19 protein-coding genes are annotated in these 20,847 nt (G+C 62.0%); 6 read left to right on the top strand and 13 right to left on the bottom strand.

Features of this window, described 5'->3' with window-relative positions; genetic code table 11:
• Positions 1-15: 15 nt before the first annotated feature.
• A complete protein-coding gene (gene mtnA, locus AB8W27_RS05795) occupies positions 16-1,035 on the bottom strand; it encodes an S-methyl-5-thioribose-1-phosphate isomerase (RefSeq protein ID WP_282913984.1) in 1,020 nt (339 codons plus the stop codon).
• Positions 1,036-1,140: 105 nt separating this feature from the next.
• Between mtnA and mtnK the strand changes: the two genes are divergently transcribed.
• Positions 1,141-2,340, top strand: coding sequence for an S-methyl-5-thioribose kinase (mtnK, locus tag AB8W27_RS05790; protein WP_015742028.1), 1,200 nt, complete (start codon positions 1,141-1,143; stop codon positions 2,338-2,340).
• 168 nt (positions 2,341-2,508) lie between these two features.
• On the opposite strand, the gene AB8W27_RS05785 is transcribed toward mtnK, so the two are convergent.
• From AB8W27_RS05785 to AB8W27_RS05770, 4 genes are read right to left on the bottom strand one after another with little or no spacing between them, the layout of a single operon-like run.
• Entirely contained in the window at positions 2,509-3,753 is a 1,245-nt protein-coding gene (locus AB8W27_RS05785) for an LVIVD repeat-containing protein (RefSeq protein WP_015742029.1), read from the bottom strand.
• On the bottom strand, positions 3,753-4,817 hold the full coding sequence (locus AB8W27_RS05780; RefSeq protein WP_041923796.1) for a sugar ABC transporter substrate-binding protein: 1,065 nt from the start codon (positions 4,815-4,817) through the stop codon (positions 3,753-3,755). The genes AB8W27_RS05785 and AB8W27_RS05780 overlap by 1 nt, the downstream gene beginning before the upstream one ends.
• Before the next feature lie 23 nt (positions 4,818-4,840).
• Complete coding sequence (locus AB8W27_RS05775; protein WP_041923797.1) at positions 4,841-5,836, bottom strand: ABC transporter permease; 996 nt, start codon at positions 5,834-5,836, stop codon at positions 4,841-4,843.
• Positions 5,833-7,338 (bottom strand): sugar ABC transporter ATP-binding protein, encoded by a 1,506-nt coding sequence (locus AB8W27_RS05770; RefSeq protein WP_041923798.1) that lies wholly within the window; start codon positions 7,336-7,338, stop codon positions 5,833-5,835. Before AB8W27_RS05770 ends, AB8W27_RS05775 begins: the two co-directional genes overlap by 4 nt.
• 260 nt (positions 7,339-7,598) lie before the next feature.
• Between AB8W27_RS05770 and AB8W27_RS05765 the strand changes: the two genes are divergently transcribed.
• From AB8W27_RS05765 to AB8W27_RS05750, 4 genes are all read left to right on the top strand, one after another.
• A complete protein-coding gene (locus tag AB8W27_RS05765) occupies positions 7,599-8,687 on the top strand; it encodes an oxidoreductase (RefSeq protein WP_015742033.1) in 1,089 nt (362 codons plus the stop codon).
• 112 nt (positions 8,688-8,799) lie between these two features.
• Positions 8,800-10,035: an MFS transporter gene (locus AB8W27_RS05760; RefSeq protein WP_041923799.1), complete on the top strand. Its 1,236-nt coding sequence runs from the start codon at positions 8,800-8,802 to the stop codon at positions 10,033-10,035.
• Between the two features lie 183 nt (positions 10,036-10,218).
• Complete coding sequence (locus tag AB8W27_RS05755; protein WP_015742035.1) at positions 10,219-10,479, top strand: type II toxin-antitoxin system RelE/ParE family toxin; 261 nt, start codon at positions 10,219-10,221, stop codon at positions 10,477-10,479.
• Between the two features lie 12 nt (positions 10,480-10,491).
• Complete coding sequence (locus AB8W27_RS05750) at positions 10,492-10,872, top strand: helix-turn-helix domain-containing protein (RefSeq protein WP_015742036.1); 381 nt, start codon at positions 10,492-10,494, stop codon at positions 10,870-10,872.
• A 10-nt stretch (positions 10,873-10,882) separates the two neighbouring features.
• Here AB8W27_RS05750 and AB8W27_RS05745 read toward each other — a convergent pair whose 3' ends face one another.
• The 7 genes from AB8W27_RS05745 to entC all read right to left on the bottom strand — a co-directional run bounded on the left by AB8W27_RS05745 (position 10,883) and on the right by entC (position 18,430).
• Positions 10,883-11,080, bottom strand: coding sequence for a YbdD/YjiX family protein (locus AB8W27_RS05745; protein ID WP_007700351.1), 198 nt, complete (start codon positions 11,078-11,080; stop codon positions 10,883-10,885).
• Between the two features lie 158 nt (positions 11,081-11,238).
• Positions 11,239-13,344, bottom strand: a complete 2,106-nt coding sequence (cstA, locus tag AB8W27_RS05740; RefSeq protein WP_015742037.1) for a pyruvate/proton symporter CstA — start codon at positions 13,342-13,344, stop codon at positions 11,239-11,241.
• Positions 13,345-13,606: 262 nt separating this feature from the next.
• A complete protein-coding gene (gene entH, locus AB8W27_RS05735) occupies positions 13,607-14,020 on the bottom strand; it encodes a proofreading thioesterase EntH (RefSeq protein WP_015742038.1) in 414 nt (137 codons plus the stop codon).
• Complete coding sequence (gene entA, locus AB8W27_RS05730; protein ID WP_041923800.1) at positions 14,021-14,773, bottom strand: 2,3-dihydro-2,3-dihydroxybenzoate dehydrogenase EntA; 753 nt, start codon at positions 14,771-14,773, stop codon at positions 14,021-14,023.
• Positions 14,770-15,639 carry an isochorismatase gene (locus AB8W27_RS05725; RefSeq protein ID WP_015742040.1) on the bottom strand — a complete coding sequence of 290 codons (870 nt, stop codon included), beginning with the start codon at positions 15,637-15,639 and terminating at the stop codon, positions 14,770-14,772. The genes entA and AB8W27_RS05725 overlap by 4 nt, the downstream gene beginning before the upstream one ends.
• A 9-nt stretch (positions 15,640-15,648) precedes the next feature.
• Positions 15,649-17,253 carry a (2,3-dihydroxybenzoyl)adenylate synthase gene (locus AB8W27_RS05720; protein WP_015742041.1) on the bottom strand — a complete coding sequence of 535 codons (1,605 nt, stop codon included), beginning with the start codon at positions 17,251-17,253 and terminating at the stop codon, positions 15,649-15,651.
• Positions 17,254-17,263: 10 nt separating this feature from the next.
• Complete coding sequence (entC, locus tag AB8W27_RS05715; RefSeq protein WP_015742042.1) at positions 17,264-18,430, bottom strand: isochorismate synthase EntC; 1,167 nt, start codon at positions 18,428-18,430, stop codon at positions 17,264-17,266.
• 204 nt (positions 18,431-18,634) lie between these two features.
• On the opposite strand from entC, the gene fepB reads away from it, so the two are divergent.
• Complete coding sequence (fepB, locus tag AB8W27_RS05710) at positions 18,635-19,576, top strand: Fe2+-enterobactin ABC transporter substrate-binding protein (RefSeq protein ID WP_041924191.1); 942 nt, start codon at positions 18,635-18,637, stop codon at positions 19,574-19,576.
• A 24-nt stretch (positions 19,577-19,600) separates the two neighbouring features.
• Here fepB and entS read toward each other — a convergent pair whose 3' ends face one another.
• On the bottom strand, positions 19,601-20,845 hold the full coding sequence (gene entS, locus AB8W27_RS05705) for an enterobactin transporter EntS (RefSeq protein ID WP_041923801.1): 1,245 nt from the start codon (positions 20,843-20,845) through the stop codon (positions 19,601-19,603).
• Between the last annotated feature and the right edge of the window lie 2 nt (positions 20,846-20,847).

The following is a 20,847-nucleotide window of genomic DNA, read 5'->3' as shown; positions in this document are numbered from 1 at the left end:
GCGCGGACGCCGTTTTTACCCGGCGAAACGCCCGTTCGCCACATCCTCCGGCGTCACCACGCCGCTGTCCAGCACCCAGCCGCTAATCAGCGCGGCCGGGGTCACGTCAAACGCCGGGTTATAGACCCGCGCGTCTTCCGGCGCCCACTGTACCGCGCCGAAACTGCCCGCCACGCCGGTGACTTCCGCCGCTGAGCGCTGCTCAATCGGGATCGCCGCGCCGTTCGGGCACGCCGGATCGAGCGTGGTCTGCGGGGCCGCCACGTAAAACGGCACGTTGTGAAATTTCGCCAGTACGGCAAGCGAATAGGTGCCGATTTTATTCGCCACGTCGCCATTGGCCGCGATGCGATCCGCGCCCACCCAGACGGCGTCCACCTGCCCCTGCGCCATCAGGCTCGCCGCCATCGAATCGGTGATCAGCTGATACGGCACGGCAAGCTCGCCAAGCTCCCAGGCGGTTAAGCGCCCACCCTGCAACAGCGGCCGGGTTTCATCCACCCAGACGTTCGCCACCTTGCCCTCTTCATGCGCGCGCGCAATCACGCCCAGCGCCGTGCCGACGCCCGCCGTCGCGAGTCCGCCGGTATTGCAGTGGGTGAGCAGACGGCTGCCCGGCGCCACGAGTTCACTCCCGGCGCGCGCGATGCGCTCGCACAGCTCGCGATCTTCCTGCACCAGGCGCAAGGCTTCCGCCCCCAGCGCCGCCGCGAAGTCCGGCTGCGTGAGCGCCTGTTTCATGCGGTCGAGATTGTTCATCAGGTTCACCGCCGTCGGGCGTGCCGCACGCAGTACGTCGAGCGCCTGACCTAGCGCGTCGCGCGTCATGCCATGTTCGGCCAGCAGCGCCAGCAACAGGCTTGCCGACAGGCCAATTAACGGCGCGCCGCGCACCCGCAGCGCGTGAATGTGTCCCACCAGCGCTTCTGTGTTATCGGCGGGCAGCCAGTTTTTCTGCTGCGGCAGCGCCTGCTGGTCGAGGATCCAGAGCTTATTATCCACCACCCGCAGGCTGGTCGTCTGAAGTGTCTGCATGCGTTAAATCCTTGTTGCGTTAATGTGTTCCATTGTGTCAGGATGAAATCCAGATGTATAGACGTCTGTACGGCTTTATAACCAGATTGAATGAGGATATCAGCAATGTCGCAATACCGAACCTTTACGGCCAGCGATGCGGTGGCTTATGCGCAACAATTTGGCGGACTCAGCGCGCCGGAAGAACTGGTCAGCGCGCAGGAGATCGGCGACGGCAATCTCAATCTGGTTTTTAAAATCTTTGATACGCAGGGCACCAGCCGCGTTATCGTCAAACAGGCGCTGCCCTACGTGCGCTGCGTGGGGGAATCCTGGCCGCTGACGCTCGATCGCGCGCGCCTCGAAGCCCAGACGCTGGTGGCGCATTATCAGCACTGCCCGGCGCATACGGTCAAAATTCATCATTACGATCCGGCGCTTGCCGTCATGGTGATGGAAGATCTCTCCGATCACCGCATCTGGCGCGGCGAACTCATCAAAGGCGCGCACTACCCGCAGGCGGCTCAACAGCTTGGCGAATATCTGGCGCAGACGCTGTTTCATACCAGCGATTTTTATCTGCACCCCCATGCAAAAAAAGCCGAAGTGGCGCGCTTTATTAATCCGGAAATGTGCGAAATCACCGAAGATCTGTTCTTTAACGATCCGTATCAGGTTCATGAGCGCAATAACTACCCGGCCGAGCTTGAAGCCGAGGTCGCCGCGCTGCGCGACGACAACGCGCTGAAGTGCGCCGTGGCCGCGCTCAAGCACCGCTTTTTCTCCCATGCCGAAGCGCTGCTGCACGGCGATATTCACAGCGGCTCGATTTTTGTCGCCGACGGCAGCCTGAAGGCTATCGACGCCGAGTTCGGGTATTTCGGCCCGGTGGGCTTTGATGTTGGTACGGCCATCGGCAACCTGCTGCTGAACTACTGCGGCGCACCGGGCCAGCTCGGCATCCGTGAAGCCGCCGACGCGCGCGAACAGCGTCTGATCGATATCGCCACGCTGTGGCACACCTTCGCCGAGCGTTTCCAGACGCTGGCGCGCGAGAAAACCCGCGATGCGGCGCTGGCCCAGCCGGGGTACGCCAGCGAGTTTTTGAAAAAGGTGTGGACGGATGCCGTTGGTTTTGCCGGTACGGAGCTTATTCGCCGAAGCGTCGGGCTGTCTCACGTGGCGGATATCGACACCATTCAGGATGAAGAGATGAAGCTGTCGTGCCTGCGCCACGCCATCGGGCTTGGCAAGGCGCTGATCCTCCTTGCCCCGCGTATTGAGAGCGCCGACGAGTTTATCGCCCGCGTGCGGCAGTACGGTTAATCGGCCCCGGTGGGTGCGCTACGCTTACCCACCCTACAGGGAAGAAGGCCAACGTCGACTTTGTAGGGCGGGTAAGCAAAGCGCACCCGCCATCATATCTCCCCCCCGCTCCGTAGGGCGGGTAAGCGCAGCGCACCCGCCATCATCCTGTCCGCACCCGCCGTCGCTTTATCCCAGATACTCAATCACCGACAACCCGCCGTTATAATCCGTGCTGTAAATAATCCCCTGCGCATCTACAAACACATCGCACGACTGAATCACCGGCGGGCGTCCGGGGCGCGTATCCATCATTTTTTCTGGCGCGGCAGGCACCAGCGCGCCGGTCTCCACTGGCCGGTACGGGTTGGAGATATCGTAAGCGCGCACGCCCGCGTTCTGCCAGGTGGCAAAAATCAGCGTCGAACTCACAAAACTACCAGGGCGGTTCTCGTGCAGATTATGCGGCCCGAAGTGCGCCCCTTTCGCCACATAATCCGTTTCATCCGGCTGCGGGAACGTCGAGATACTCACCGGGTTCGACGGCTCGCGGATATCAAACAGCCAGATATGCTTTTCACCATCCTGCTGGTTATCCAGCACGGCTTCATCCAGCACCACCAGCAGGGAGCGATCCGGCAGAGGCAGCGCGGTATGCGTGCCGCCGCCAAACGGCGGGCTCCAGTTGCGGTGGCTGACAAGCGTTGGCGCGCTGCGGTCTTTCACATCCAGAATCGTCAGCCCGCCGTCGCGCCAGCTCCCGTAGGCCGTATCGCCTGCGATAATCGCATGGTGCAGCGCGTAGCGTTTGCCTTCGGGCCAGTCGGGCGTTTCCCCCGCCGCCTGATGCATCCCCGGCAGCCACCAGCGCCCCGCCACTTCCGGTTTGCGCGGGTCAGCCAGATCGATAGTCAGGAAAATATAATCGGTAAAGCCGTCGAGAAGCGCCGAGACATACGCCCAGCGCCCGCCCACGTACCAGATACGGTGAATGCCGATGCCATCGAGCGGCAGAAAGCCGATTTCGCGCGGTTTATCGGGTGTGCTGATATCAAACACCCGCAGCCCCGCGCTCCAGCCTTTATCGTTGACATCGCGCACCGTCTCGCCGACCGAACGGGTGTAATAGACTTTTTCATCGGCGAAGCGCGCATCGGCAAAGAGATCGCGGGCGTTAATCACCAGCAGCAGGTCATCGTGCGCCTGTAAATGCACGTTCCAGGTGCCGGGCGGCGCAGGCACGTAGCCCGCCGCTTTCGGGTTTTTCGGGTCGCGCACGTCAACGATGGAAAAACCCTGCGACACCATATGGCCAATATACGCAAAGCCCCGGTGCACCATCACCTGCACGCCATCCGGGCGACCGCCCTGATCGGAGTGCCCAATCAGCCGCATATTGCGGCTGTAGTCCGGGCGCGGTAACTCAGTCGCCATTATTTGTGCTTCGCTTCAAGCGTCGCAAACCACGGCGCGACGAAATCCTCCGTCTGGCCCCAGCCCGGAATGATTTTACCGAGCGCCGCCACGTTCACTGGCCCGGTCTGGCTTGCCAGCAAAGCCTGCGGGATCGCCGCGGCTTTAAAATCATAGGTGGCCGGCGTCGGCTCACCAGCGATTTTATTGGCGATAAGCCGCACGTTGGTCGCGCCAATCAGCTTCGGATCGACCGCCACGCTCACTTTCCACGGGCTGCCCGCTTCACGCATCAGCTGCAAATCCTGGTTGGAGATATCGATGCTGTAGAGTTTGATCTCGGTGCGTCCGTTCTCTTTCAGCGCCTTGTAAGCGCCCTGGCTGAAAGCGTCCCAGGTGCCCCAGATGGCGTCAATCTGGCCTTTCGGGTATTTCGCCAGCACCGCGCCGACTTTGTTCGCGGTATCGCCCTGCACGTCCGAGGAGACCGCGCCTATCGATTCCAGCTCTTTAATGCCGGGGTTTTGCTTCAGGATCTCCTGGTACGCCGCCTGGCGACGCTCCATCGGCGGGAAGCCCGCGACCCACAGCTTGATGATATTCGCCTTGCCGTTGAAATCTTTCACCAGCTGCCCTGCGGAGAGCTGCGTGAGCGACGCGTCATCCTGCTGGGTGACGGTGACGCCCGGGATTTCGCCCTTCACGGCGGTATCAAATACCGAGACTTTAATACCCGCGTCCACGATGCGTTTCACCAGTTCGGTGGAGTACGGATCGCGCCCCTGGGAGAGAATAATGCCGTCATATTTCTGGCTGATGGCCTGATTAACAAAGTCCTGGAATTTCGCGTCGTCGCCGTTGCTTAAAAAGGTGCTGACCTTAAAGCCGAGCTTTTTGCCTTCCTGAATCGCGCCCGCCACAAACTGCGTGGTGTTGTCGTCCGAGCCCAGATTGCGGATAACGGCGATGCGTACCGGCCCGTTGTGACTGGCGATGGCGTCCGGCACCGGCGCGGGCGTGGCGGCGAAACCGGGGAGCGAAGAGAGCAGACCCAGCGCCAGTAAAGAGAGCGTCAGTTTTTTCATTCTGTTTATTTCCCTGTCTGTGATTAACGTCGCTGGATGTAAGTGATGGCAAGCGCCCCAGCGAGCACCAGCCCTTTGATAATGTCCATCGCGTAATACGGCACCGAGAGCATCACCAGGCCGTTGGACAGCACGCCCAGAATCACTGCGCCCACTAATGTGCCGAGCGCGTTCGGCTTGCCGGAGCCCGCCAGCGAAAAGCCAATCCACGCCGCCGCAACGGCGTCCATCAGATAACCGCTGCCCGCGTTCACCTGCGACGAGCCGATGCGCGAAGCGAGCAGAATGCCGCCAAGGCCCGCCAGCAGCGAGGCGATGACATACGCCGCCACCTTATAGCGCGTGATTCGAATGCCGGAGAGGCGCGCCGCCTCCGGGTTGCCGCCGATGGCGTACATGCGCCGCCCGTGGGTGGTCAGCGACAGCCCAAGCTGCGCCACGACCGTCACCACCAGCATCACAATCACAATAACCGGCACCTGGCCAAGCAGGCTGAATGCGTCAGGAATAATGCCCTCCGCCATGTCGCCGCTCGGCAAGACCATGTTCTGGGTGATCGAGCCGCCGTAGCTGTAGGTCATCGCAACACCCTGAATCACAAACAGGCTGGCAAGCGTGGCGAGCATGTCCGGGATTTTCAGCACGACGATGAGAAACGCGTTAAACAGCCCGACCAGCGTGCAGAGCGCAAGCGTGATGACAATCGCCTCCGTTGTGCCGAAGCCGTGCCAGACGAACAGCGAGATCACCAGCGCATTGGCAAGCGAGGCCGTCGAGCCTACCGAGAGATCGAATCCGCCGATGGTCAGCGAGATGGAGACGCCAATGGCGATCACCGTGACGATGGCGATCGAGCGCAGAATATTGATGATGTTGAAGGGATCGAGAAAGTTGTCCGAGGCGATGCCGAACAGCGCGACCAGCGCCACGACCGTCAGCAGCATCCCCCACTTATAGAAAAACTCAAACAGCTGGTGGCGCGCCGACGGCGTGCTCTTCAGGGTTGCGGCCTTGCTCACGCGGGGGTTCCTCCGGTGGAATAGAGTAATAAGGTTTCTTCGCTGGCTTCACGGCCATCGAGCTCCGCGACGATGCGACCGTCCCACAGCACGCAGATGCGGTCGCACAGGCCCACCAGCTCGGCGAATTCGCCGGAGGCGTAAATAATGCCCTTGCCCTGACGGGCGAGCCCGTCAATCAGGTTGAACAGATCGGTTTTGGCTTTGACATCCACGCCCTTGGTCGGCTCATCGAAAATCAGCACGTCGTTATTCCCGCGCAGCCATTTGCCGATAGCGACCTTCTGCTGATTGCCGCCGGAAAGCCTGCGAAGCCGCTGCTCTGGCCCGCTCGCGCGAATGCCGAGACGCGAAATGACCTCCTGCGCCCAGCGCCAGGCGTCGCGGCGACCAAACACCCCCCAGCGGGTAAAGCTGCCGTCGGCGCTGGCGGCGAGATTCATGGCAATTGGCTCGTCGATAAAAATGCCCTCTTTACGCCGCTCTTCCGGCACCAGCGCCAGCCCGCGCGCCACTGAATCGGCAGGATCGGTGGGCCGCCACGGACGCCCCGCAAGCTCGCCCTGACGCAGCGTGCTTTTGCTCGCGCCAAAGAGCGCCTTGCACAGCTCCGTTTTTCCGGCGCCGGCGAGCCCGGCGATGCCCAGGATCTCCCCTTTGCGCAGACGCAGCGAAATGTCCTGTAGCAGCGTCTCGTCATGCAACCCGTCTACCGCCAGCAACACCGCATCGTCAGGCGTCGGGCGGCGCGGCGGGTAGAGCGTGTCGAGCGCGTGGCCCAGCATTTTCTCGACAATCTGCGAGCCGGAGAGCGAGGCCATCGGCCCGCTCTCAATCAGCCTGCCGTCGCGCAGCACCGTCAGGGTGTCGCAGATGGCCTTCAGTTCATGAATGCGGTGAGAGATAAACACCACGCCCATGCCCTGCGCCTGGAGGCGTCTGACCACCGCGAACAGGCGTTCGCTTTCATGTTGATCGAGCGGCGCGGTGGGTTCATCGAGAATCAGGTAACGGCAGTGATGCGAGAGCGCCCGCGCCAGCAGCACATGCTGTTTTTCGGCAAGCGAGCAACTGTCGATACGGCGATTGACGTCCATATCGACATCAAGCTGCGCCAGCGCCGCACGGGCGCGGCGGCGAGTTTCACCCCAGCGGTAGCGCAGCCCGCCCTCGCGCAAGCTGTCGAGCATAATGTTTTCCGCGACGCTCAGCCCCGGCACCAGCGCGGCGTCCACTTCCTGCTGCACCAGATGAATGCCGAGCGCCTTGGCGTCGCGCGGGGAGCGGATGTTCGCGGGTTCGCCATCCAGCAGGATCTGGCCCTGATAGTGATCCCAGGCGCCGGAGAGCACCGCCATCAGCGTCGATTTTCCGGCGCCGTTTGCCCCGGTAAGCGCATGCACGGACCCGGCGCGCAGGATGAAATCCACCTGCGTCAGCGCCGGGAAGCCGCTGAAGGCCAGGGATATCGCGCGCATCTCAAGGCGCTGGTTCAGGGACATAGCGAGACGTCTCCACACGAATGATTAATCAGTTAAGCCAATCATTCACGCGGATATATTCGCTGGCAATGAATGAATCGGCATAAGATAAAGCAAAAAATTATTAGCCGTCCAGATGTCTGGACGTAATATTAGGATTTTTCAGGTTGCCGCCGCGTTTCGCCGCCAACGTGAAAAAATTGCATGCGCGCGGGCGACAATAATCGGACGTCCGGACGGCTTTTTGTGGCAGGATGGTAAAAAAGACAAGGACACCCTTCATGAGCGATACCGACATCCGCGTGGTTCCCGGCCCGGCAAACTACTACTCCCACCCTGGCGCACTGGCGCGCCTGCATGATTTCTACACCCCTGCGCAACTCTCCCGCGCGGTCTGGGTATATGGCGAGCGGGCGATGGCCGCCGCGCGCCCTTTTCTCACCGACGCCATTGACGCGCCTGGCGCCACGCAGATTTTGTTTCGCGGGCATTGCAGCGAAAGCGATGTGAGCGCGCTTGCGGCCCGGGCGGGCGACGACCGCGCGGTTGTGATTGGCGTCGGCGGCGGCGCGCTGCTGGATACCGCCAAAGCGCTGGCCCGACGCCTTGGCCTGCCGGTCGTGGCTATTCCCACTATCGCCGCCACCTGCGCGGCCTGGACGCCGCTCTCCGTCTGGTATAACGACGCCGGTCAGGCACTGCACTTTGAGATTTTCGACGACGCCAACCATCTGGTGCTGGTGGAGCCGGACATTATCCTGCGCGCGCCAGCGGAATATCTGCTCGCGGGCATCGGCGACACGCTCGCCAAATGGTATGAAGCCGCGGTGCTGGCGCCTGCGCCTCATACCCTGCCGCTCACCGTGCGGCTCGGCCTTAATGCCGCGCTCGCCATTCGTGACGTGCTGCTGGCGCAGAGCGAAACGGCGCTCGCCGATCAGCATCGTGGCCTGCTCACGCAGGATTTCCGCGATGTGGTGGATGCCATCATCGCGGGCGGCGGCATGGTCGGCGGGCTTGGCGAGCGCTATACGCGCGTCGCGGCGGCCCATGCGGTGCATAACGGTCTGACCGTACTGCCGCAGACGGAAAAATACCTGCACGGCACCAAAGTGGCCTACGGCATCCTGGTGCAGAGCGCCTTGCTCGGCCAGGACGACGTTCTCGCGCAGCTCATTGACGCCTGGCAGCGCTTCAGGCTGCCCACCACGCTCGCAGAGCTGGATGTGGATATTCACAACGCCGCCGAGCTGGACCGCGTTATCGCCCATACGCTGCGCCCGGTGGAATCGATCCACGCTCTGCCGGTGACGCTGTCGCCCGCGTTACTGCGCGCCGCCTTCGAAAAGGTGGAACACTTCGCCCGCTAAGCAAATCGCACAGGGTGCGATGCCACTTTTTGCGAAATCCCTGTAGGCTTAAACCTCTCGCGCGGCGATAACAATTCCTTCACGCCGCGTTTTAATACGTTCGGGATGGTTTATGGCTTCTGTACACTCTGATGGCGGCGCGTCGCTGCTGGCGCACCGTTCGTTTGTCGCCTTCTGGCTGGCGCGGACCTGCTCCGGTTTTGGTTTCCAGATGTTGTCTATCGTGGTGGGCTGGCAGATTTACGCCCTCACCCACAGCGCGTTTTATCTCGGTCTGATAGGCCTGGTGCAGTTTCTTCCGTCCGTGACGCTGGCGCTCTGGGCGGGGCATATCGCCGATCAGCGCGATCGCCGCCGGGTGGTGTTGATTGGCCAACTGGTGGAGTGGCTCGCCATCGTCGCGCTGGCCGCAGCCACCGTGGCGCACCTTGCCGACGTGAAGATTATCCTCGGGCTGATTTTTATTATTTCCGTCGCCAAAGTGATGGAGGCGCCGTCGTTGCAGTCGATGCTGCCGGCGCTGGTGCCGCCCGCCCTGCTGGCGCGCGCCACGGCGGCGAGCGCGGTATCAAGCCAGGCGGCGATGATCATGGGCCCGGCGCTGGGCGGGCTGCTGTATGTTTTCGGCGCGCAGGTGGTGTATGCGCTAACCGCTGTGCTGTATCTCATTTCTGTCGCGATGGTCAGCCGCCTGCGCTATGAACAGACGCCGCCTGCGCGCCAGCCCGCGAGCCTCGCCACGCTGTTTGCGGGCGTGAAGTTTATCCGCGAGCGCCCGGACGTGCTGGGCGTGATTTCGCTCGATCTCTTTGCGGTGCTGCTGGGCGGTGCCACCGCGCTGCTGCCGATTTACGCCCACGATATTCTGCATACCGGCCCGTGGGGGCTGGGGCTGCTGCGCGCCGCGCCCGCCGTCGGCGCGCTGCTGGTGGGCTTCTGGCTGAGCCGCCGGTCGCTTGAGAAACATGTCGGGATGATTATGTTTTTGTCCGTGGCGGGCTTTGGCGTGGCGACGCTGGTGTTCGCGCTCTCCAGCAACCTGTGGCTGTCGCTTATCGCGCTCTTTGCGACAGGCGGGTTTGATATGGTGAGCATGGTTATCCGCGGCGCGCTGGTGCAGCTCGATACCCCCAACGAGATGCTGGGCCGCGTGAACGCCGTTAACTCAATATTTATCAATACCTCGAACCAGCTTGGCGAATTTGAATCCGGCATGCTGGCGGCGCTGCTGGGCACCGTGCCCGCTGCGGCCATCGGCGGCATCGGCACGCTGGTGGTAGTCGGACTCTGGATGCGCCTGTTTCCGTCGCTGCGCAAACGCCAGCGCCTCGAAGAGACAACAGCCTGACGCCACAACGCAACGCCTTCTTCGGAAGGCGTTTTGCGAGACGTCACGAGAAACCTTACTCTGCCGCTTTCCTCCTTCCCTCACCCCGTTTAACGTTGCCGCATAAGAAAATGCTTTTCGGAATAAAACTTATACTCTTATATTTTACTTATAATATGGAAGCGGATAGAGTGAGGGAACGCAATGGAAATTAGATGGACGAAGCGGGCGTACAAGCAACTGGGCGCCGTACCGGAAAGCGACCGACTCACGCTTTATAAGAAGGTCTCCGCCCTCTCCACCGAAGAGACCAGGCTGGACATTGTAAAACTGGCGGGGCTGAAACCCCGATATCGACTGCGGGTGGGGAGTTATCGGGTTATTTACGAGCGTGTGGCGGGTGTTCCGGTTATCTGCCTCATTCTGGAAGTTAAACGCAGAACCACGACCACTTACCTTAATTAACGGGGGTTAGATATGCTCAACGCACAAATTATTCATGATAAACAGGGCAAACCCGAGTATGCGGTCATCCCTTACGAACTCTATCTGTCTGTGCTGGCGCAGCTGGAAGATGACGAGGCGCTGGCGTCATTGCCCTGGGAGCCGGACAGCGACGATGACGTAACGATACCGCATGAAGTGGTGGCGATTTCCGTCGAACAAGAGGTCAGCTTACAAGCCGCCTGGCGCATCTGGCGCGGCCTCTCTCAGCAAGAGGTGGCGGAAAAACTCGGCATCAGTCAGTCGGCGGTTTCACAGCTCGAATCGCCGGATTCACGTCCACAAAAACGCACCCGCGAGAAACTGGCGGCGCTGTACGGTTGCCAGCCGGAACAGCTGATCCTTTACCGTTGAGGCTCGATGCTCAACAGCATTTCGCCCCGCCTTTCGCACCATAGCGGGCATCCTGGCGTTCGCGGAAGAATTCCTCATAGGTCATCGGCGTCTGGTCAGGGTGGTTAACGCGCATGTGTTCGACGTAGTTGTCGTAATCAGGCACGCCGATCATCATTTTTGCAGCCTGGCCGAGGTATTTCCCGGCTTTGGCGAGGGTATCAAACATTTTTTATCCTTAACGGTTGGCTTCGTTGATGACGTGTAGCCTGGTTCACCACGGCGGGTGCGCTTCGCTTACCCGCCCTACAACTAAGAACAGCGCGGTTGCCGCACGTAGGGTGGGTAGCGTCAGCGCACCCACCCTTCTGGCGTCCACCACCTCACTCAATGCGCGCTTTTCGCCTGTGCGACCCTCTGCTCCACACTGGCGGGCATCGGCTCATACGGCGTCTCGTTGGCCGTCGGCTTATCCTGCTTCAGCGCCGCCCGCGCGGTTTTGATGGAGAACAGCGCCAGCACCACGACGACCACCATAAAGAAAATGGTCAGGCCCGCGTCGAGACGGTTATTAAACACCAGTTGGCTCAGCTGCGCCTCGGTGTACTGCGGCGGAATGTTCCCACTCTCCAGAATCGCCTGGAATTTACCGGCGATGGCGAGAAAGCCCACTTTATTATCCGGGCTGAACGCCTTCTGCCAGCCAGCAGTGAGCGTACAAACCAGCAGCCACGCGGTCGGCACCAGCGCCACCCATGCATAACGCTGGCGCTTCATCTTAAACAGCACCACGGCGCAGAGCATCAGCGCCATGCCCGCCAGCATCTGGTTGGCGATACCAAACAGCGGCCACAGCGTGTTAATACCGCCGAGCGGATCCACCACGCCCTGATGCAGGAAATAGCCCCATGCCAGCACGCACAGCGCCGTCGCCAGCAGGTTGGCGGGCAGTGAATCGGTGCGTTTGAGGCCTGGCGAAATGACGCCGAGCAGATCCTGCAGCATAAAGCGCGCGGCGCGGGTGCCCGCATCCACCGCCGTCAGGATAAACAGCGCCTCAAACAGAATGGCGAAGTGATACCAGAACGACACATCCATCAGGCCGCCGAGCGCCCCATGGAGAATATACGCCATGCCCACCGCCAGCGTCGGCGCGCCGCCCGCCCGCGAGATAATCGTCTGCTCGCCTACTTCGTTCGCAATCTGATTAAGCGTATCCGGCGTTATCTGGAAGCCCCAGCCGCTCACCACCTGGGCGGCCGACGCGACCACATCCGCCGTGCCTGCGGGCGCCAGTACCGCCATCGGGCTGTTCATCGCGAAGTAAACGCCGGGGTCGATAACGCAGGCCGAGACCAGCGCCATGATCGCGACAAACGACTCCATCAGCATGCCGCCGTAGCCGATAAAGCAGGCCTGGTTTTCATTGGCGAGCATTTTCGGCGTGGTGCCGGAGGCGATGAGCGCATGGAAGCCCGACACCGCGCCACAGGCGATGGTGATAAACAGGAACGGGAACAGATTACCGGTCCAGACCGGGCCGGTGCCGTCGATGAATTTGGTCATCGCGGGCATCGTCAGCGTCGGGCGCATGATCAGAATGCCGATGGCGAGGCCGACAATGGTGCCGATTTTGAGGAACGTCGAGAGGTAATCGCGCGGCGCAAGGAGCAGCCAGACCGGCAATACCGCCGCGACAAACCCGTAACCCACCAGCATCCAGGTTAACTGTACGCCGGTGAAATCAAACCACGGCGCCCACGTCGGGCTCTGCGCCACCCAGCCGCCGGAGACAATGGCAAATACCAGCATCACCAGGCCGATAACTGACACTTCGCCGATGCGTCCTGGCCGCAGATAACGAATATAAATGCCCATAAAGAGCGCAAGCGGAATGGTAAAGGCGACGGTATAAGTGCCCCACGGGCTGTGGGTCAGCGCTTTCACGACGATCATCGCCAGCACCGCCAGGATGATAATCATAATCATGAAGCAGGCGACGAGCGCGATGACGCCCGCGGTGTTGCCCATTTCTTCTTTGACCAGTTCGCCGAGCGACCGACCGTCGCGGCGGGTGGAGACAAACAGCACCATGAAATCCTGTACCGCGCCTGCCAGTACAACGCCTGCGAGGATCCAGATCATGCCAGGCAGATACCCCATCTGCGCCGCCAGTACCGGCCCCACCAGCGGCCCGGCCCCGGCTATCGCCGCAAAATGGTGACCGAACAGCACTTTTTTATCGGTGGGGACATAGTCGAGCCCGTCGTTATGGCGCACCGCGGGCGTCATGCGCGTCGGGTCGACGGCCAGCACGCGTTTGGCGATGAAGAGACCATAAAAACGGTAAGCGATAAGATAGATACAGACGGCGGCGACCACGATCCAGAGCGCGTTGATCTGCTCGCCGCGGTTAAGGGCGATATAGCCCAGCGCAAATGCGCCCACCACGGAGAGCGCCGCCCAGATAAGGTATTTCCCTGAGTTCGTCATAATAGTTATCCATTCAGTGAAACAGTGAGTGAAACATAGGTGTTACATTTTGTTTCTATATCACCAAAATGGATTTAACAACTTAGCCACCAGAGAAACGCGTCCTGGCGGCAGGGATTTACGTCAGTCTGTTAACGGGATCACGGGGCTGGCGGGTTCCCGGTGGTTTAACGCGGCGGGTGCGCTGCGCTTACCCGCCCTACACACTTTGGGACCGGGCTTTCGTAGGGCAGGTCAGCGAAGCGCACCCACCACACATAACCTACCCCATAACCGCCGTACTTAACCGGCTGGTGCAGCAGCGCCGCCCCTGTTCGTCATAAATCACGATCTCCCAGCACTGGCTCTGCCGCCCCAGATGCAACGGCTGACAAACGCCGCGCACCTGGCCCTGCGACACCGCGCGGTGATGAGACGCGCTGATTTCGGTGCCCACCACGCACTGCCCGTCACGGGTAGTCAGGTAACCGGCCATCGAGCCGAGCGTTTCGGCAAGCGCCGCGGAGGCGCCGCCGTGCAGCAGACCGAACGGCTGATGCGTGCGCGTATCGACCGGCATGGTGGCCTCCAGCAAATCATCGCCGAGACGGGTATATTCGATCCCCAGATGCTCCACCAGCGTGCCGACGCTGGTCGCGTTCAGCGCCTCAAGCGTCATGTGTCGTTTCCAGATCATCTATGCTCCAAGCGTTGAGCCGCCGTCGATAACAATATCCTGTAGCGTAATGTGGCTTGCGAGATCCGAGGCGAGAAACAGGATGGTGTTCGCCACGTCCTGCGGCTGCGCAATCTTGCCGAGCGGAATACCGAGCTTAAACTGCCCGGCAAAACCGCGAATGCGCTGCTGTTCAGCATCGTCGCTTTTCCAGAGCGTGCGCTGCATATCGGTGTCGGTCGAGCCCGGCGACACCAGATTTGCGCGCACGCCAGAGGACGCCAGCTCCAGCCCCACGGTCAGCGCCAGGCTTTTGAGCGCCGCTTTCGAAGCGCCATACGCCGACATCCCGAGGCGCGGCGTATGGGCGGCGTCGGACGCGACGGTCACGATAGCCCCGCCCTTCTGCGCGCGAAACTGCGCCATCGTCTGCTGAAAGAAGTTAAACGCGCCGCCCACGTTCACCGCGAACGTCTGCTGCCAGTCGTCGGGAGAGAGTTCATCCGTCGCGCCCATGCGCAGAATGCCCGCCGCGTTCACCAGCACATCAAGACGGGCGCTATTAGTGAGCAACCGCTGGCAAACATCCGCCACCGCCGCGGCGTCCGCCACATCGAGCGTTTCACACGCAAACGGATAATCGGCCAGTGGAAATGCCAGATCGAAACCGGTTACCTTCGCGCCCGCCGCGACAAACGCCAGCGCGGTGGTATAGCCAATGCCCTTGCCCGCGCCCGTCACCCAGACGTTTTTCCCCCGGAAATCGAGCGTCATGCCTGCGGCTCCCGGCTCAGCAGCGCCCACCAGGCATCGATGGTCGGGTTTTTCGCGAGCATCACGAAATCGATATCGCCATGTACTTTGCGCCAGCGCGCCGCGAGCGCCATCATGCGCACGGAATCCAGACCGTAGTCGATCAGGTTTTCGTCATCTTCCGGCTCGTCGGACTCATCCAGCAGCGGCAGCACCAGCGCGCGCAGCGCCGCTTTGCTGCCCGGCGCGTCCGAATCATTAGCAGGCAGCAGATCGGCGGTCATCACCACGCGCCCGGCGCGACCCGCGACGTAATTGAGCGCCATCAGATGCTCATCACGGCTGAAATCCGCCAGCGCGTCGGCCACCATAAACGGTTTGATATCGCGCATAAACGCGTCGGTGGCGGTGATCATGCAGCCGATGTGGGCGTAAACGCCGCAGATGATGAGCTGATCGCGACCCGTCTCTTTCAGCGTGTGTTCAAGCGGCGAGCGATGAAACGCGCTGTAGCGCCATTTCACCAGCACGGTGTCGTCGGCATCCGGCGCCAGCGCCGCGACCACCTTTTGTTTATCAGGATGATTGTTCAGCCCCGGCCCCCACATGTCGTTCAGCAGCGCGCGGTCGGCGTCGCTCTGATTATTGGGCTGCGCGGTGTAGTAAACCGGGATGCCCTGCGCCTTGCAGTACTTTCTCAGCGCGGCGATATTCGCCACCACCTGTTCGATCATCGGGCAGTTTTCGCCCCAGAAGTTAAGGAAATACTCCTGCATATCATGGATGAGCAGCGCCGCGCGCGGCGGCTCTAACGCCCAGCTCACTTTATTTTGCGGGAGATCGGCCGCCGTAGGCAGCGTATAGGCGTTTAGTTTTGGAATAGCCATAGTCTTTCCTTACTCAGAGACGGGCTGACGCGCGGCCAGCCACAGACGCAGTTGTTTTTTATCCACTTTGCCGACCGGCGTGAGCGGCAGCGCATCGACGCGCTCCACGCGATCCGGCAGTTTAAAATCGGCGATGCCCAGCTCGCGTAGAAAGCGTCGGATCTCCACCGCCCTGACCGGGCGGGTGGTGACGATATACGCGCAGCTTTTTTCGCCAAGCAGACTGTCTTCCATCGAGACCAGACCCGCATGGACGATAGCCTCGTGACCGAGCAGCAGGTTCTCGATCTCTTCCGCGGCGATCTTCTCGCCCCCGCGGTTGATCTGATCTTTCTCACGCCCCTGAACGGTGATGTAGCCCTGCTCATCGATGGCGATCAGATCGCCGGAGCAGTAAAAACCGTTCTCATCAAAGGCGCTGGCGTTGTGTTCAGGGCTGTTGTAGTAGCCGCGGAAGGTGTACGGGCCGCGCGTCATCAGCCGTCCCGTCTCACCGCGCGGCAGCGGATTGCCGTTTTCATCGGCCACCCAGACCTCATCGTCCGGGCTCATCGGGCGGCCCTGCGTGGTGAAGATGCGCTCGTCCGGATCGTCCAGGCGGGTGTAGTTGACCAGCCCTTCGGCCATGCCGAACACTTGCTGGAGCTGACAGCCGATCTCCGCCGGAATACGTGCGGCGAGCGTGTCGGAAAGCCGCGCGCCGCCGACCTGCAACAGTTTCAGCGACGCCAGCTGGCGGTTACCGCCCCACTCCTGAATGGCCTGCAGCCAGAGGCTGACGGCGGGCGGCACCAGCGCGGTGACGTTAACCTGGTGCGCCTCAATCAGCGGGAAGCAGAGCGTCGCGCTCGGATCGCGCGCCAGCACCACGCAACCTTCGGCGAAGAACACGCCGAGCGCGCCGGGGGAGCTTAACGGGTAGTTGTGCGCTGCAGGCAGCGCGCAGAGGTAGCGCGTTTCGCGGGTGAATTCACAAATCTCCACGCTGCGGCGGATGCTGTAGTAGTAGTCGTTATGCGTGCGCGGGATGAGCTTCGGCGTGCCGGTACTGCCGCCGGAGAGCTGGAAAAACGCCACTTCATCGGCGGCGGACGGCGTGAAAATAACATCCGCTTCAGGCTCTGAAATCAGCGCGTCCAGCCCGTCTCCGCGCAGAAGCGTCATACGCAGCGACGAGTGCTGCGCTTTCAGCGCAGTGATATACGCATCATCGCCAAAGAGCGCGTGCTCGCGGTCGGCAATCAGCAGCGCCGGAGCAATCTGGCGCGCGTAAGCGTCAAGCTCGGTGCGCTGATGACTAAACAGCGCGTTGACCGGCGCCACGCCGATTTTCAGCAGCGCGAAGAACACGATGTAAAACTCCGCCACGTTGCCAAGCTGAACCAGCGCGGTGTCGCCGCGAGACAGCCCACGGCGCGCCAGCGCGCCCGCAAGACGTGTGGCTGCCGCATCCAGCTCGCGGTAGCTGTAGCGGCGCTCGCCGTCGATAAGCGCCGTCGCGGCGCTCTGCGCGTGGCGGCTGACGATATCGGTAAGCGGCAGGTCGAGCCAGTAGCCGCGGTCGCGGTAGCGCGCGGCGAGATCGTCCGGCCAGCGGGTGTAAGGGATCGTCATGCGTAAAACCTCAGTGAAGACCTAAAACGTGGAGCATGGTGGAGAGCTTGACGCCGGTTTCGCGCCACTCCGAAGCCGGGTCGGACGCCGGAACAATGCCCGCGCCCGCAAACAGCCGTACCTGGTTTTCCTGCAAACGCGCGCAGCGAATGGTCACCGCCCATTCGCCGTTGCCATCGGCATCGCACCAGCCGACAATCCCGCCGAACAGCTCGCGATCGAACGGCTCCAGCCCGGCGATATACGCTTTCGCCGCCTCATGCGGGTAACCGCTCAGCGCAGGCGTCGGGTGCAGCAGGCAGGCGAGCGACAGCGCGTTGTCATCCGCAAAGCGCGTTTCGCCCTCGACAGGCGTCGCGAGATGCCAGAGCGTCGGCGTGGTAATCAGCTCCGGCGCGCCCGGCATCGCGAGGCGCTGGCTGCGATGCGCGAGTACGTCGCGCATCGCCTGCGTCACCAGTTCATGCTCATGGCGATCTTTGGCCGAGCAGAGCAGCGCTTGCCCTGCGCTTTTATCCTGCGCCGCGTCGGCATGGCGGCGCGCGGAGCCCGCCAGCGGCAGCGAGCTGAAGGTATTGCCATCTTTACGCAGCAGCAGTTCCGGGCTCGCGCCAAGCAACGCGCCGCCCTCCGCCAGCGGCACGTGGAAGTTAAAACTCGCGGGGTTTTGCGCCACCAGACGCGCCAGCAGCGCCAGGCTGTCCGGTGCGTCTTCTGTCGTGATGTCGATAAGGCGGGAGAGCACGATTTTACTGACCGCAGGCGTGTCGGTCAGCGCGGCGGCGCGCGCCACCATCGCCATGAACGTCGCCTCGTCCGGGAGCGCTTCACGGCGGACAACACGCGGCGCGGCGCTATTTTCGATAAGCGAATACCCGCCGCGGGCGGTATCGCTGTGGCTTTCAGGAATAAACAGCGCGGACGGTTTGCGGGTATCGAATGGAATAGCGCCGACGACGACAGGGCGCACGATGCCCTGCCTGCGGGCGCGGTCGAACGCGTCACGCAGCGCGGTCTGAAACACGCCGTGGCGCTCTGCGCCGTCGGCGGCTGGCGTCTCCAGGCGCATGAAACAGCCGCGGGTGGTAACACTGCGATAAGGCGACATGAAGAAAAAACTGTCGGATGAAAGGGATGCGGTCGCGTCGCCGCGTTCTCCGGCCAGTGACGTGTCCATGCGATCCTCCTGTACCAAAAAGTGAACTGATAATTGTTATCATTTGTATTTGGAGGCGTAACCTAAGGCGAAATGGCAGGGTTGTCAACCGTGAGCATGCCGTGAAGCCCTCAGCGACGCTTGCAACCTGTCGGCAAATGATGAAAATGAGAAGCATTATTAACTCATATTACAGGAATCGTTGCCGTGACGTTCACTTCCGCCCTGCGCGCCATACTCGCCGCCAGCCTGCTGGTTTTAGGAATTTCCTCAGTTTCACAGGCGGCATCCTGGCCGCGCCAGATAACCGACAGCCGCGGCGTACATACGCTTGATAAGGCGCCGCAACGTATTGTCTCCACCAGCGTCACGCTGACCGGTTCGCTGCTGGCGATTGACGCGCCGGTGGTGGCGAGCGGTGCTACGTCGCCCGGCAACCGTGTTGCCGACGACCAGGGATTTTTACGTCAGTGGGGCGACGTGGCGAAAGCGCGTCATGTTGAGCGGCTCTATATCGGCGAGCCAAACGCCGAGGCCGTGGCTGCGCAGATGCCGGATCTGATTCTGGTGAGCGCGACCGGCGGCGATTCGGCGCAGGCGCTCTACGAGCAATTTTCTGCTATCGCGCCGACGTTAATCATCAATTACGACGATAAAAGCTGGCAGGCGTTGTTAACGCAGCTTGGCGAGATCACCGGTCATGAGAAGCAGGCCGCCGGGCGCATCGCGCAGTTTGACCAGCAGCTCGCGCGGGCGAAAACGCAGATGACGCTGCCGCCGCAACCCGTGAGCGCGCTGGTCTATAACCCTGCGGCGCACGGCGCGAATCTCTGGACCGCCGAATCGGCGCAGGGGAAACTGCTCGGCCAGCTCGGCTTTACGCTCGCGCCGCCGCCCGCCGCGCACGGCCTCACCAGCATGGGCAAACGCCACGATATTATTCAGCTCGGCGGGGAAAATCTGGCGGCAGGGCTGAACGGCGAGACGCTGTTTTTGTTCGCGGCCGATGATAAAGACGCCGCGGCGCTGATGCGCGATCCGCTGCTGGCCCACCTGCCGGCGGTGAAAAATAAACGGGTTTACGCGCTCGGCACCGAAACCTTCCGGCTCGATTACTACAGCGCCAGCCTGCTGCTCAAACGGCTTGAGACATTATTCAACGCATAAATGGGGGGCCGGTTGGCCCCTTTTTTAATGGGGCGCGGGTTCCGGCGGCGGCTGACGCAACCGGCGCAGTTCAGCAAAAAGCAGCGCCAGCGCAAGGGTGATAACGGCCAGCCCAAGCCCGCCGACGCTGGCGGCGCTCACTGGCGAAAACCAGGCGCCCATACCGCCGAGCGCCGCCGCGCCGATGGCGTCGCCCGTGACATTTTGCGCGGTCCACAGTCCGTTGATACGCCCGAGCATGTGATCCGGCGTCCGGGCCTGGATAAGCTGGTACTGGATAAGCGAACTCACGCCGCTCAGGTAGCCGAACAGCGTCAGACAGACGAACGCCAGCGGCCAGAATGGCATCAGGCTGAACACGCCGACGGCCGCCAGCGCCAGCACCGAGGAAATCAGCAGCGTGCGGCCAGGGCGCGGGGCGTGCGCGAGCCCGCCGCTGGTGAGCGCTCCCAGCGCCGCGCCGAGCGGCACAGCGGCGTACAGCACGCCGATTTCACCGCCCGCCATCTGCCAGTGGTTCGCAAGCGACGGATACAGCACGCGCACCGCGCTCGCCATCGTCAGCAGCGCGCCGACCAGCGCCACGCCGCCCACGACCGGGCTTGCCGCAAGAAAGCGCAGCCCGTCGGCCAGCGCGCGCAGCGGATGCTGACGCTGCATCTGCGGCGCGGGGAGCGCCGGGAGGGTGAGCAGCGGCAGGAGCGTGAGAAACGTGCCGAGCGCCGCCAGCGCGTAGTTCCAGACCACGCCGCCCCAGGCCAGCAGCACGCCGCCGAGCAGCGGCGAAATCACCGAGCCCAGGCGCACCGTCAGCATGGTGATCGCGCCCGCCTGCATCAGGTTTTCACGCCCCACGATAGCAGGCGTCGCCGCCAGCAGCGCCGTTACGCCGATCGCCCCGTAAAACCCGTCCCACACCCCGAGCAGATAAATCGCGGTGACCGACGGCGCGGGCAACATGGCGTTGATCCAAAGCCCGATAAACCCAAGACCACAGGTGGAGCGCGCCAGCAGAATGAGCGTTTTGCGCTCGTAGCGGTCGGCCAGCACGCCGCCGGTCATCAGGCCGATAAACATCGCCGCCCCGGTCAGCGTGACCGCCAGCCCCACCTGAAAAGGCGAGCCGGTGAGCGTCTGGATCTGCACCGGCACCGCCACGCCAAGCAGTCCAAGACCAAGAATGGAGATAAAACGCGCCAGAAAGACGGCGCGATAAGCGGGATGGGTTTTCAGCAACGAGAGGTTCAGTAACAGCGAATGTCGGTTCATTA

Source organism: Cronobacter turicensis, assembly GCF_041222865.1.
Classification (GTDB): Bacteria; Pseudomonadota; Gammaproteobacteria; order Enterobacterales; family Enterobacteriaceae; genus Cronobacter; species Cronobacter turicensis.
Note: the sequence above shows the minus strand (reverse complement) of the source record. Positions and strands in the feature narration are given on the sequence as shown.